Here is a 14107-nt window from a genome sequence, read left to right as displayed (position 1 = left end):
TCTCTAGAAATTCTAACCTTCAGTTTTATGCATAGAGCATTAATCTCTGGCATTGCAATAGCTATCCTTTGTTCTGTTGTTGGATTATTCCTAGTTTTGAGGCGTTATTCATTGTTTGGTGATGCAATTGCACATTCATCATTTGGTGGAATTGCATTAGGTTTGTTAGCTGGAGTTTATCCATTGTGGACAGCATATGGTGTTTCAATTGCAAGTGCATTAATTATTACAAAAATTAAAGACAAATACAATATCTCTGGTGATGCATCAATTGCAGTGCTATTATCCTCAGGCATTGCAGTTGGGCTCGTAATTATTGGATTATCAGGTGGTTTTACGATTGATATCTTTAGTTTTCTGTTTGGAAGTATTCTTCTTGTTAGTGTAGATGACACTGTTCTAATTTTGTCATTAACTGGTGGAATTCTAATTGTAATTTTATTACTATATCGTCAAATTCTTTATTCAACATTTAATGAAGAGCAGGCCAAAGTAAGTGGAATTCCTGTTGAGAAAATAAATTATTTGATTGTGTTTATGGCAGGAATTACTGTAGTTACATCAATACAACTTGTAGGTGTATTGTTAATTTCTGCCTTGTTTGTAATTCCTAATGTTACTGCAATAATGTATGGCAAGGGATTCAAGCAAACTGCAATAATCTCTATGAGTTTTTCTATATTTTCTGTAGTTGTAGGAATTTTAATCTCTTACATATTTGATATTACTCCTGCAGGAACTATTGTTTTATTGGCAATTATCTTACTTGCGGGAACTATGGGAATAAAATCATCTGGATTATTATCTAAGAATTAATCAAAGAATTTAATCTTCTTTTATCTTGTATGCTTTTTACATAAAATAGAGATGTTGCAATAATTCCTAGTGCAATGAGTGGTGATACAATTTCTGTATATTTTAATTCAAATCCATTTGTTTGTATTTGTGATGGAATGATAGGAATTTCTGTAATTTTTATTGTTCCAATTTTGTTTGATTGTTGTTCGACAAACCACACATTATCATTTCCATCTGATGTCATGAATTGAACAAATGATGTTTCAGTTGGAATTGGAACTTCAATCAAGTTATTGTTATCTGGATCATATACTCCAATGTTGTCTACTGTATGCTGTGCAAACCACACATTTCCATATTTGTCAAATGTCATTCCAAATGGTAATGCCTCATCATCTAAAATAGAAATTCTGTCAAATGTTTCTAAAACTGGATTAAATCTGGCAATTCCCAAGCCTGTATGCTCTGCAATCCAAAGATTTCCATCATCATCAAAGAGTAGAGCCTCAGGACCCTGTAATGGAGGCTCAGCTGAGAATTCTCTCATTTTGTTATCTTCAGAATCAATGTAACCAATTTTTCCTGCACCAGTTGTTGAATACCATATTTTTCCATCATCATCAATTGCTAGAGCAAATGGCAATGATTCTTTTTGCGATAAGACAATCTCTTCAAACTTATCTATCTCTGGTGAATATTTTACAATTCTGTCTTTGTTGACTATTGTAATCCAAATATTACCATCAAAGTCTGACTGAATTACAAGTGGAGTGTTTTCTGAAATTACCGGATCTAATTTAGGAATAGATTTTGTTGTGATTTTTTTTGTATTAGGATCTAGAAATCCAATTTGATTTCTTGGAGTATCTGTAAACCAAATATTTCCTTTGTTGTCTTGTGTTAGAAATGTTGTAGTTAACCCATCAAAGGAATATGATGTAAATTCTTGAGTTTCAAGTGAAAATTGCCACAATCTTGGAGCTGATGCATCACTAATCCAAATAGAATTACTTCCGTCATACAATGGATAGAGTGGTTTTGCATCTTCTGGTAATTCGTACTCTATTACTTGCGTTTGAATGTCTCCCAATCTTGGTTTTACAAGTAAATTCAAAAGCTTGGATTCATTTGCATTCTCTGTTCTCTGAGCTTCAATCTCTACTAGCCATTCTCCTGAAAATCCAAATGTTAATTCTCCTTGGAATTCTATGGGTCTATCTTCATCTTGTTTAGTTAATTCCATAGAGACTTCAATTGGTGAAATATTCTTTGATGGATTTGATATCTTTACTTTGACTTGATTTGAGTCATGTATCTGGTTTCCTTCAAAGTCACTAACTTTAACTAGAATTGTATTTGTTCCACTAGAAAATGGCGAAATATTAATATCGAATTTTGCATTCTCTGTAAATTCTATTGTTTTAAACCCATAAATTATTTCTTGAGCATCAACTTTTTGAATTTCGCCAGCAGGTAATGTTCCATTAGTTAAAAGGGCAACTACTCCAAGAAGAACAATTCCTAATGCAGCATCCACTTTGAGTGATCTCTTTAGTTTTTTGTGAACTGAAATCTTTCCTGATAGGAAATCCTTTTCAGCATTTTTTTGAACTTTAAACTGGAAAAATCCACCAAATCCGATTATAATTGCGGCAATAACAATTTTCAGAATAATTAATTGACCATAAACTGATTGAGTGATTAATCCTACATCACTTTCTAAGAACCACATAAGAGTTGGTCCTGTAATTATTACAACTCCTAAAGCAATAATGAAGGCAATTGAAAATCTAGGAATTAATAACAAACTCATCTTCTCTCGTTTTGGTTCTTTTAATTGTGAAAATGTTGGAAGTAAAACAAAAACAAAATAGAATATTCCACCTATCCATATTGCTGAAACAAGATTATGGATGTAATCTAAAACTAGAGCAGGAGTTTCTCCACTAGCTGCACCGTGTCCAATTAAACTTGAAGTAGAAATTAATGCCAACATAGATGCAAGTAATGGAATCTGATTTTTCTTTGATAGAATTTTCCTTCTATCCATACTAAACCAAATTCCTAATGAAATTATAGTAATGATCATTCTGATAACCCATGTAGAACCAAAATCAGTCTGAATCGCATCTATTGGTGACACTTCCAATCTAACACTTTGTACTGCAATCATCAAAATATTTGAGATAAAAATTAGTACCAATCCAATCCCAGTAATTGACATGAATTTTCCATGATGGAAATTTTCAATCTTTTCAAATTCTTCTTTGATTAGTTGTTTGTTTTGTGTTCCCCAAATTATTAGTGATGCAATAACTGCACCTAAAACAATAGTTTGTCCTAGAATTCCTGGAAATCTTGCACCAGCTTCGGGCAAAAATACAATCTCTGATGGTCTTTCTTGATTAAACAAAGAAGGATCAATTACAACATTTCCAACTGCAAACAAGAATGCACTTGGAACTAGATGTCCGTCAACTTTGGATAGAACTTTGGTAGATGCTGTAAAGATTCCATCTTCTAATGGTGGGGTTGTGACGATAAGTGATGTTTCTCCTTCATAGTAAGTAGTATCTTTTTTGTCAATTTGATTCCCATCACTATCAAACACTTTGATTTCACTAAAATCAATATCAACTGGTTCTGAATAAAATACAATTACTTCTGTAATTCCTGTAGGCGCATTTGATGTCAAGCTAGGAATAGTTTCTTCTGTAAATGGATGTGCTGATACAAATGGAATGGATGCAGATGACAAAATTAGTAAAAGGATTAGAAATTTTTTCATTTAATCCTAAAAACATTGTTGATAATTTAAACAGTTTTCATGTGTTCGTCCTTTGTACCAATTCACGTAAAGATAATAATGTGTAATAGTCATATGATATCTGTGAACTTAGCAATTTTTGGATTTATTGCATTATTGATTAGCATTGGAATGATTTCCCCTTCTTTTGCACATACTACTGTAGAAGTTGATCAATACAAAATAGAAGTAGGATGGGGAATTGAACCTCCTGTTGTAGGGATCAGAAATGATATTGTCTTTAAAATAACTGAGCCTGGAGAAACTGAAGGTTCATTCAAGGGAGTAACTAACGTCTTCAAGAATGTTGAAGCTACAGCCATGTATGGTGGAGCAACCAAAAAAATTGATATAAATTCTGATCCTAGACCCGGATACTATTTTTCACCAATAATTCCAACTAAAACTGGCAGTTACATTATGAATTTGAAAGGAGACGTCCGTGGTACTATAATTGATATTAAAATTCCAGTTGAAGACGTAGAACCTACTGCAGTTTTAGATTTTCCTCCTTCAAATAGTGAGGGAACTGCTGACATTGCTGCACTAAAAAATGCAATCTCATCTCTTCAACAAGATGTTTCTAAACTAAAGTCTGGTGAAACGTCTGTATCCTCTGATGGTGGAGCATCTTATGACTTTGCAATATTTGGGTTGTCAATTGCAGCAGCAGCTATTATCCTGGCAATTATTGCTTTAATAAAAAGAAAATAGAAAAAGAGGATTCCTAAAATCTTGGAATGACTCTAGATTTTGCAGTTACTGCAACGATGCTTATGATTGCAACAGCTAGTACCATCATTGCGATTGTACCAAATTCTGGTACAACGTTTGAGAATACTACTTGTTCACCAATTGGTCCAGTCTTTGGATCATCTACCCCATAACCTTGGAAGGTGATGGTAATGTTTACTGGATCAGATGTGCTAAGAGCTTTTGTTGTATGTGCTCCTTTTCCATCGTGGTGATGTGCTCCTTTATCATCTAGCACTGTATTGCCATTTTGTGTAACTTTGAGGTCATGATTAACATGTTCGGCATCATCGAATTCAACATTGATCTCCATCATTTCACCTTTTGTTGGTGTAGTAGTCCAAATTGAAACCATTGTACCATCTGATAACATGCCGGTTGCAGTTGCTGCACCTTCCATGTCCATCATCTCGCCATCATGCTCATCCATAGCTTCTTCAGCTTCTGCTTCTTGTACTACAATCAATCCTTGCATCCAAGGATGGACCATACAGAAGTAAGGAACATCACCTGCTTCAGTTGGAGACCATTCATATGTATTTCCTGCCATTACTAGGCTGGAATCAAATAGTACCTGAACTGTTTCTGGAATTGTTGGATCTCCTGATGTGAATGTATGTGCTGCGGTATCCGTATTTGAAAATATTACTTTACCACCGACATCAATAGTTGCAGTATTTGGAATATAACATCCCTCTGCAGTGTCTTCACATCCTGGAGCTCCAGAACCTGATGCTGTCTCAATTGTGACTTCTGAGTGATCTGCAAATGCAGCTGGTGTTGTTGCAATGATTCCAGCTACAATAGCAAATAGTACGAAGAAAGAGCAAATTGCTTTAGTCTTCATTAGATTGAATACTTGTTCGGATACATAAAAACCTCACTGGAATTTCCAAAAGTAGTATTAGTCTTTTTTAAACTGGTACAACTTTAGAATTCCAAATACTGGAACTCCTACGTACATTCCAATATTTAGTAAAACTATAGAGATCCCATAACCTAACATTTCTTCTTCTGAATCAATATTCACATGATTCAACAATGATAATGATGTTAGCATTGGGGTCAGTGTGATTTTCATAATTCCTTTGAAAATTGGCTGATCTCGCTCAAAGTCTGCAACTGTTGGTGAAAATGAATAATAAAATTGATTGAATATACTCATAAATGCTGTTCCAGAATTTGTTGGCAAAATAGTGTTATCTCTAAGTTCTCTTAGTTGTTGAACTTGTGGTGCAAGTTCAGAACCATATGTTGCAGTTGCAATTAGACAACCGCCGTTTTCACCATTAACAGTTACTTCGTTCTCAGGTGTTATTGTTGGTTGAGCTTGAGCCTCTCCTACTGAAATATCAAAAGATACTGTTTCTGGTGGAATTGGTTGAAACAAAATTCCTTCTACTTTAAAGCCCATAGAATATACTCCTTCACCAAGATTGAATTCAATTGGAATCTTTACAGAACCTACTGATGTATGAGTTAATGGAATTGGTCCAAATACCGTTTCCCCATCTTTAGAAACTGATACTGTATAATCAATATGCTCTTGGATTTTTTGTGTTTGAGGGTTGATAAAATCAATATTTATTTTAGTTTGAATGTTTGGAATTATTTCATCATATGTTAATTTGACATCAAGCGTTCCTTTCTCAGTTGGAAGTGTTTGAGATTCTGCAAATGCTGGAATAACTAACAAAGGAATTAAAAATAATGCAAATAGAATTTTCATATTTATCTTCTAATAATCATGAATAAAAGTTGTACTAAATTTATCTATAAAAATTCTCACGCATAGAAATCCTGTACCATCTTTAAATATGGAATTAACACAATTTTTGTATTGTATAAGTTTGCATTATTAATCACAATCATTGGTATTTTTACAATTCCTGTTGTTCTTCCTGATGCCTTTGCACATGGACTTGGAGGAGATCAAGCACCACCACTTAGTTTTGGTGATATGCAAGTTACTGTCCGTACACAACTAAGTCCATCTGATATTACAGTTGGGGAAGTTGATTCTGCAAATATGCAAGTACGCTTTTTTGATACATTAACTGATAAGAATCTTGACAAAGTAACATACAGGGTAGAAGTTTGGCAGAGCGGTGAACTATTAGCTAGAAATCTGTTTTATGATGTAGACGGAAGATTAGATGTTAAAATTAAACCAGAACCTAATTGTAATAAAAATACTCTCGAAGAATGTTCAATTTATGGCGGTTCTGAACATGCTAGTGCTCCTGGTGCATTATTTGTTCAAGGTGCACCATGTACAGATGAGAATTTAGATATTTGTGGAAGACCCTCAATTACAGGTCCAATTTTTGTAAAAGGTGGATTATACAAAATTAGGGTTGATATTGAGGCTGCTACCAGTCCAAGAACTGTACTAGCTAATTTACTAAGTTATGAAACATTTGTTAGTGTTGCTCAAGAACAAGACTTTTTCATCAAGACTGCAAATGCTGAAGAAATTCCAGTAATTGTAAAAACATACTATGATGATGTTGACAACTTTAAATTTGATACATCTAATAAATCAATTTCATTTGATATGCCATTTAATTGGAATCCATCATATGTTGATTTAGTTCAAGTAGTACATGAAGAAGTACGAGTTCCAAAAACATTTGCTCCTTATGCAGAAGGAAAACAATTCAAAGGATTTGTTAATGGTGTAGAAATTGATCAGAGAGCATTACTAAATGATCCCTATTCATATGAAGATACCAACATTGTCCATTTTCTAATTACAAAAAATGAGTTGCAAAAAATTAACGAAAAACTAGGAGCAGATAATTATGACAATCCTAAGATGGATTTGAAACTTGTTCCATTATCTGAAGCTTCAAAAAGTTCTACAGAATTTTATCTTGTAGATACTAAAAACTATGAAAAAGTTCCAACCACTGTAAATATTTCGTGGGATGGAAAATACGGTTCTAATCAGGAAATTCCATTTGAGTTTACATTCTTTAATGAAAACAGAGAACTTATCAAAGATGTCAAGTATGCATACTTTGTTTTTGATGAATTTGATAAAGAAATAGCTAGCAATGTTGGTGATAGCTCTGCTAGTCTTGGAATTACTTCTTCTGAAGGAATTGATGTTCAAAGAATTTTTGTTCCATCTCAAGGACAAATTAGAGTTGATGTCAAAGTTTTAGGAACTGGATTAGATTATAATCCAAAATATGCAGGAATTGGTTCGGCAATAATTGAAATAGGTCCTGGCGCTCTTGTATCTACAACATCATCTGTACCTGAGAAAGCAGCAATACCTGATTGGATTAAAAACAATGCAGAATGGTGGGCAGCAGGACAAATAGATGATGATTCTTTCATTCAAGGAATTCAATTTTTAATTAAAGAGAATGTTCTAAAAATTCCCCCAACAACACAAGGTACTGATTCTGATTCAAATGAAATTCCGGCATGGATTAAAAACAATGCAGAATGGTGGGCAGCAGGACAAATAGATGATGATTCTTTCATTCAAGGAATTCAATTTTTAATTAAAGAAGGAATTATGAGAATTCAATCATAGGTTTTTAAATAAATTCTGTTAAGTGATATTACTATGAAAGACATCAATGATATAATGCCCAAAATTCCAAACATGAAATGGGGAGCTTTGATGAACACACCACCAACAAATGACAAAGTTGAAGAGATGAACAAAATTTTCCCACGTAATGGTAAATGGCATACTGTCTTTGAAGAAAACGATCTAATTACAATTGACGGAAAAGAAATTCGTAAAAAAGATCCAAACAAGTGGACATAGTTTGAAAAATTTATTATTAATTTTAATTCTAATGTTTCCAGCTCTGCTTTCATTAACATTTGATAATGTGTACGGTCATGGAGTTGGAAGTGAAACTTTTCCTCCTGTAGAACTAGATGGTCGACTTGTTACTTTGGAGATTTCATCTTCAAAAAGTGATCCCAATACAAATGGTGATCAACAAATATCAATTTCACTAATTGACTTTGATTCAAAAATCACACTTAGAGATGTTACTTTTTTGATAAAATCGCAACGTGGTGAACAATTTCTGTTTGAACAAGAATTCAAAGCTGATAATGGATTCTTAGTTTTTAATTTTGTATCAGAAGAACGTGATTCTATAATAATTGAAGAAGATAACGGAGGAAATCTGTTTGGTTCATTATTGGGTCTTGAAAGTAGAATGGTTCATGTTAAAGGACCAAAACTTAGTGAAGGTGGCCTATACAAATTTGATATTACAATACTTACCACCGATGGGTATTCTAAAAAATTAGCAGAACCTCTAGTTTTCAATGCAGGAATCTCCATTGCACAAACGACTCAATTTGATTTTGTTGATCAAAACTTTGGTGAGCAATTCATCCAGGTAATTTCATATTATGATGAAATTTCAAATTTTCAATATGATTCCAATTCAAGGGAAATTAGATTCTCTATGCCTTTTGAATGGAGCCAATCTAACATTAATCAAACATCTGTAGTCCATGAGGAGCTTGTAATTCCAAAAAACTTTGGTGATTTACTAGTATCAGGATTTGAAATGTACATTAATGATGTTAAGATTTCTGAGGATGTTGTAAACATTGATGATTTTTTTTCTGATGGACGTGTAGTACACTTTATCATATATCAGAGAGAACTACTGAATGTATTTGCAAATAATCCAAATCAAAATGGAATGGATTTTACAATAAAACCAGACCGTAATTACACTCATTTAAGCTCAGTTACTGAAAATGGACAGTTTAGAGTTTTAGTTTCTTGGGAGCCGGAGAATCTAAAATCCAACTCTAATGCAAAAATAATTTTTGATATTACTGATATTTTCTTAAAGAATAGACCTGTTGCAACACACTATGAATTTTCAATGACTCAAAATGACAAAATTATTTTTGAGCAAAGTGGAATTAGTAGTGATTCAAAGGAAAAACACAATGTTGCAGAATTTAAGATTCCTCAAGATGTTACAGAAATTGCATATTTGAATTTCAAAAATTTAGATAATAACAATCTAGCAAAATCAACAATTCCAATAATAATTGATAGAATAACTAATGAAGATGAAATTTCAATTCCTGATTGGATTAGAAATAATGCATTATGGTGGTCTGAACAACAAATAGATGATAATACTTTCATTCAAGGAATTCAATATTTAATAAAAAATAAAATTATTGTCATTCCACAAACACAACAAGAATCATCAACATCTCAGGAAATTCCTCCATGGATTAGAAATAATGCTGCATGGTGGTCCGATGGTATTATTGATGATGATTCCTTTATCCAGGGTATTCAATTTCTCATAAAAGAAGGTATTTTACAAATTTCAAGCTGAATAATGTTATTATACAAATTTTTATCAAACAAAATTACAAATGCTTCCATTAAGAGATGAGAATCCTACAGCTCCTGGATTTAGACCAACAGTAACATATGGATTAATCATAATCAATGTTATTGTATTTTTTATCGAAGTTGCCTACACTGGCCAATTCTTTGACTTTACAAATCAAAATGCATTTAATTTATTTTATAATTGGGGAGCTGTTCCTAACTGTGTCACTGGCGCAAGTGTACTAAACATCGATTTTGGTTCAGGACCACTAAGAATTTCTTGTCCTCAAGAACCATATTTCTCTTTGCTCAGTTCTACCTTCTTGCACGGTGGTTTGATGCATCTTGGAGGAAACATGTTGTTTCTATGGATATTCGGCGATAACATCGAATACAAATTTGGAAAAATAAAATATCTAGGAATTTATCTAATGTGGGGAGTTGCTGCCGGATTAATCCATATTGCAGGTGACACTAGCAGTGTAATTCCTGCAGTTGGCGCATCAGGTGCAATCTCTGGGGTACTAGGAGCATACTTGGTAATTTTCCCAAAAGCTAGAATCCAGACATTCCTAATGATGGGTTTCTTTTGGAGAATGATGCACATAAAGGCAAAATGGTTCTTACCTTTTTGGCTAATTTTTCAAAATCTTCTTCCATTTTTCATTGGGGGCTTTGGTATTGCAGGTGATAGCGTAGCATATCTTGCTCACATAGGTGGATTTGTAGTGGGACTAGCAACTGGATATCTCTACAAAAAAACTCACAGTTCAGAGTTTACATATGGCACAAGATACGGTTACAGACCAGATTATTGAACGAATAAATCTCCGAATCAATAAAGAATTTTCATGCCGTTGATTACAGTATCAATGTATCCTGGTAGAACACAGGAACAAAAAGATGAGTATGCAAAAGCAATAACAAAATCTGCAGTAGAGATTCTAAAAACAAAAGAAAATCACGTAATTGTTGTTTTTGAAGACAATCCTAAAGAAAATTGGTTTTTAGCAGGAAACCAACTTTAATTATTTTTAAAAATAGTAGACTGGAAAATTTCTCTCAGTCAAGGATTGACATACGCACTATAATCGGTTCAATTTGTATTAATCAAATTAGCATAATAAGAAAATGGTGCATTTTGCGTTTGTATCAAGAGTTTATCCTTTTATTGTGATTCAATTAATCAATTCCATGAAAGCTGCAATTGTTCAATTTAAAGCATCAACTAAAAAAGAAGATAATTTAAAAAAAATTATTTCATTCATTTCAAAGGCAGCTGTAAAAAATGCAACACTATGCGCATTTCCAGAATTTATGATGTTTTACACAAACTCTTCTCAAACTCCAAAACAACTTGCAAGTTTATCTGAGACAATTGCTGGAGATTTTGTAACAACTATTGCAAAATCTGCAAAAGAGAATCACATCCAAGTTGTAGGCTCATTTTATGAAAAAAGCAGAAAGAAAGACCGTGTATACGATACTTCGTTTGTAATTGACAAATCAGGCAAAGTAATCTCCACATATAGAAAAATTCATCTCTATGATGCATTAGGATTTAGAGAATCAGATAAAATGGCCTCAGGATCTAAAATTGCAAAGCCTGTAAAAACATCTATTGGAAAAATTGGCATGATGATATGTTATGATTTACGGTTTCCAGAGATGTCAAGATCTTTGGCAGTTGCAGGCTCTGAAGTGTTAGTTGTACCTTCTGCTTGGGTAAAAGGAAACATGAAAGAGGAACATTGGATTACAATTAACAAAACCCGCGCAATTGAAAATGGATGTTATGTCATTGCACCTGATCAAGTTGGAAATATTTACTGTGGAAGAAGTTTAGTCGTTGATCCGTACGGAAAAATTCTACTTGACATGAAAAAGAAACAAGGAATAGGTTTTGTAAATATTGACTTGAATAAAGTTAAACAAACACGAAAAGTTTTACCATTACTCAAAAACAGAAGAACTGATGTTTATCCTACTTTGAAGGCTTGATTTCTCTGCTTTCACAATTAAAGTTTGAACACTGTTTAGTCCATTTTTGATTTCTTGAATAACGAAAAATTATCATTGGCCATCTACAAACATCACATGGATTTTTTGTTGCGCGAAGTCTTGCTTTTTGTAATAATGGCGAAGAGGCTTTGCATCCACCATAAAAGTTTGAGCAACCCATGAATCGTTTTCTTGTAGTTCTTGATCTAATTATCATTAATTCCCCTAGCTTACACTGTGGACATTCTACTAGTCCATTTTTTGGAGAATTTGTTCCAAGAATGATGTATTTTTTCTCTTTTGATGACCAAGAAAGATACCCGTTTGAATCCAAGTATTGAATAATCTCTTTTTTGAAGATGCTAGTTTTTGACTTTGTAGTTTTTGCTATGTGTCTTACAATAGGCTTTTTGACCTGAACAGTTTGAAGTGATGATCTCTTTGATGGCTTCTTCAATGATGAATTTACTAAAACAATTTTTATAGGGACTTGGGTCAGTGACATTTGTGGAAAAGGTTTGCGTTCTTGGTGCTGGTAGTACCAAATATGGAAAATTAAGTGAAAGTATTGCTGATATCACCACCCAGGCATCAGTTGCAGCCATAGAAAGTGCAGGTATTTCTCCAAAAGACATCAAGGCATCTTACATTTCAAACGTCTTTGGTGTTGCTGATAAACAGGTCCATATCGGTCCTGTCTTAATGAGCAGATTGGGAATTCCAGATAAACCATCATTAACAATAGAGTCTGCATGTGGAAGTGGCTCTGTATCTTTTAGAGAAGCATATGCAAATGTTGCAGCTGGATTTTATGATTGCCTACTAGTTACTGGAGTTGAAAAAGTAACTCATACAGGAACTGAATGGACAACAACTTACTTTGCATATTGTTCTGACTTTTTCTATGAAGGTCAAGCTGGTGCATCATTTCCTGGATTGTTTGCGTCTATGGCAAGAGCTTACTTGAATGAGTTTGATGCAACTGAAGAAGACTTTGCAAGAGTCGCAGTAAAGAATCATGACAATGGTTTCCTTAATCCAAAAGCTCACATGCAAAAGAAAATTACAATTGATGATGTAATGAACTCTGCAGTAGTTGCAAGTCCTCTAAAACTTTATGATTGCTGTCCATTCTCTGATGGTGCAAGTTCTGTTATTCTTTGTTCTGAAAAGTTTGCAAAAGAACATGGTGGTGACTATATTGAAGTAATTGGTTCTGGCAGAGGTGGCTCACCTGCTGCATTGCAAGGACGTGAACACATGACAACAATTCCTAGTACAAAGATTGCAGCAGCAGATGCATACAAAATGGCAGGAATAACTGCAAAAGATATTGACTTTGCAGAAGTACATGATTGTTTTACCATTGCAGAAGTAGTTGACACTGAAGACTTGGGATTCTTTGAGAAAGGAAAGGGTGTTCAAGCTGTTCGTGAAGGCAGAACAAAATTAAATTCTGACATTTCTATTAATCCATCAGGTGGTCTTAAATCAAAGGGACATCCAATCGGAGCAACAGGTGTTGGGCAAGTAGTAGAAGTATTTGATCAACTCACTGGAAAAGCTGGTGAAAGAACTGTTAAAGATGCAAAAATTGGTTTAACTCATAACTTTGGTGCAACTGGCGCAAGTTGTGCTGTTCACGTATTCCAAAGTGTATAAAATGACTATTGAAGAACAACTAATTGAATATGCCAAACAAGGCAAGCTCCTAACTCACAAATGCACTAAATGTGGTTATCTTCATTTGTCTACTGCATATTATTGCCTAAAATGTGGCAGTCAGGGATTTGAGGATGTTGTTTTAGATGGTGTAGGCTCAGTTGCCACATATACCATAATTACTGTCGCCCCTGCAGGCTTTGAAAAATATACCCCGTATGCCTTTGTTGTACTTCAACTAGACAATACTAATTTGAGAATTTCTGGATTTATGGCAGGAATTGCTACCCCCGAAGATCTTCCAGTTGGAACTAGAGCCAAAATAACTGGTTTTGAAGACGGTTGTGGAATCATCATCAAAAAGCAGTAAAATAATTTGTTTGAATTATTAAAAAAAATCAAAATCGATTCTTAATAATTTTGTATAGCTGATATTCTTCATGTCTGTAGAAATTACATGTGGTAAATGTGGAGAGAAGATCACAAATATGAAAATGCTAAAATCTCTAAAAGATGTTATGAATCCAACTAATGGGAAATGTCCTTCATGTGGACAGAAACTTTCAACATCAGAATTTTCGCTTGATGTTCAAGAAAACTGATCAAAAAAGATCTCAAAGCGGATCATTTTTTAGATTTCTTTAAGAAAACAATCATTAGAGTTTCAAATTTTTTATTGGTAAACTACAAATCTGATCAAAATTGTTCAGAAATGATCTAGTCACAAGTCTTAT

Annotated in this window: 15 protein-coding genes; 11 read left to right on the top strand and 4 right to left on the bottom strand. The window is 33.6% G+C overall.

The window, feature by feature from the left end; genetic code table 11:
• Window positions 1-27 precede the first annotated feature (27 nt).
• Complete coding sequence (locus C5F50_RS12315) at window positions 28-816, top strand: metal ABC transporter permease (RefSeq protein ID WP_179373026.1); 789 nt, start codon at window positions 28-30, stop codon at window positions 814-816.
• On the opposite strand, the gene C5F50_RS12310 is transcribed toward C5F50_RS12315, so the two are convergent.
• A complete protein-coding gene (locus C5F50_RS12310) occupies window positions 806-3586 on the bottom strand; it encodes a copper resistance CopC/CopD family protein (RefSeq protein ID WP_179371590.1) in 2781 nt (926 codons plus the stop codon). The two genes, C5F50_RS12315 and C5F50_RS12310, sit on opposite strands and share 11 nt — an antisense overlap.
• A gap of 93 nt (window positions 3587-3679) precedes the next feature.
• On the opposite strand from C5F50_RS12310, the gene C5F50_RS12305 reads away from it, so the two are divergent.
• A complete protein-coding gene (locus C5F50_RS12305) occupies window positions 3680-4318 on the top strand; it encodes a hypothetical protein (protein WP_179371589.1) in 639 nt (212 codons plus the stop codon).
• Window positions 4319-4331: 13 nt separating this feature from the next.
• On the opposite strand, the gene C5F50_RS12300 is transcribed toward C5F50_RS12305, so the two are convergent.
• Both C5F50_RS12300 and C5F50_RS12295 read right to left on the bottom strand, forming a co-directional pair.
• Entirely contained in the window at window positions 4332-5204 is an 873-nt protein-coding gene (locus C5F50_RS12300; protein WP_179371588.1) for a PEFG-CTERM sorting domain-containing protein, read from the bottom strand.
• Window positions 5205-5261: 57 nt separating this feature from the next.
• On the bottom strand, window positions 5262-6086 hold the full coding sequence (locus C5F50_RS12295; RefSeq protein ID WP_179371587.1) for a CFI-box-CTERM domain-containing protein: 825 nt from the start codon (window positions 6084-6086) through the stop codon (window positions 5262-5264).
• A 111-nt stretch (window positions 6087-6197) separates the two neighbouring features.
• On the opposite strand from C5F50_RS12295, the gene C5F50_RS12290 reads away from it, so the two are divergent.
• The 6 genes from C5F50_RS12290 to C5F50_RS12265 all read left to right on the top strand — a co-directional run bounded on the left by C5F50_RS12290 (window position 6198) and on the right by C5F50_RS12265 (window position 11711).
• Complete coding sequence (locus C5F50_RS12290) at window positions 6198-7907, top strand: peptidase (protein ID WP_246282069.1); 1710 nt, start codon at window positions 6198-6200, stop codon at window positions 7905-7907.
• A 33-nt stretch (window positions 7908-7940) separates the two neighbouring features.
• Window positions 7941-8147 carry a hypothetical protein gene (locus C5F50_RS12285; protein ID WP_179371586.1) on the top strand — a complete coding sequence of 69 codons (207 nt, stop codon included), beginning with the start codon at window positions 7941-7943 and terminating at the stop codon, window positions 8145-8147.
• A gap of 31 nt (window positions 8148-8178) precedes the next feature.
• Window positions 8179-9711: a peptidase gene (locus C5F50_RS12280; RefSeq protein WP_246282068.1), complete on the top strand. Its 1533-nt coding sequence runs from the start codon at window positions 8179-8181 to the stop codon at window positions 9709-9711.
• A 40-nt stretch (window positions 9712-9751) separates the two neighbouring features.
• Complete coding sequence (locus tag C5F50_RS12275; RefSeq protein WP_179371584.1) at window positions 9752-10528, top strand: rhomboid family intramembrane serine protease; 777 nt, start codon at window positions 9752-9754, stop codon at window positions 10526-10528.
• A gap of 33 nt (window positions 10529-10561) precedes the next feature.
• Window positions 10562-10738, top strand: coding sequence for a tautomerase family protein (locus C5F50_RS12270; protein WP_008300807.1), 177 nt, complete (start codon window positions 10562-10564; stop codon window positions 10736-10738).
• Window positions 10739-10904: 166 nt separating this feature from the next.
• Entirely contained in the window at window positions 10905-11711 is an 807-nt protein-coding gene (locus C5F50_RS12265) for a carbon-nitrogen hydrolase family protein (RefSeq protein ID WP_179371583.1), read from the top strand.
• Here C5F50_RS12265 and C5F50_RS12260 read toward each other — a convergent pair.
• The gene (locus tag C5F50_RS12260; protein ID WP_179371582.1) at window positions 11695-12216 is read right to left on the bottom strand and encodes a topoisomerase DNA-binding C4 zinc finger domain-containing protein; all 522 of its coding nucleotides are present in this window, start codon (window positions 12214-12216) and stop codon (window positions 11695-11697) included. The genes C5F50_RS12265 and C5F50_RS12260 overlap by 17 nt on opposite strands.
• On the opposite strand from C5F50_RS12260, the gene C5F50_RS12255 reads away from it, so the two are divergent.
• From C5F50_RS12255 to C5F50_RS12245, 3 genes are all read left to right on the top strand, one after another.
• The gene (locus C5F50_RS12255; protein WP_179371581.1) at window positions 12210-13373 is read left to right on the top strand and encodes a thiolase domain-containing protein; all 1164 of its coding nucleotides are present in this window, start codon (window positions 12210-12212) and stop codon (window positions 13371-13373) included. The genes C5F50_RS12260 and C5F50_RS12255 overlap by 7 nt on opposite strands.
• 1 nt (window position 13374) lies before the next feature.
• Window positions 13375-13743, top strand: coding sequence for a Zn-ribbon domain-containing OB-fold protein (locus tag C5F50_RS12250; RefSeq protein ID WP_179371580.1), 369 nt, complete (start codon window positions 13375-13377; stop codon window positions 13741-13743).
• 70 nt (window positions 13744-13813) lie between these two features.
• Window positions 13814-13975 carry a hypothetical protein gene (locus C5F50_RS12245; RefSeq protein WP_008300812.1) on the top strand — a complete coding sequence of 54 codons (162 nt, stop codon included), beginning with the start codon at window positions 13814-13816 and terminating at the stop codon, window positions 13973-13975.
• Window positions 13976-14107 lie beyond the last annotated feature (132 nt).

The sequence above is a fragment of the Nitrosopumilus ureiphilus genome, from assembly GCF_013407185.1.
GTDB lineage: Archaea > Thermoproteota > Nitrososphaeria > Nitrososphaerales > Nitrosopumilaceae > Nitrosopumilus > Nitrosopumilus ureiphilus.
The sequence above is the reverse complement of the archived record's forward strand: the minus strand, read 5'-3'. Positions and strand labels throughout refer to the sequence as shown.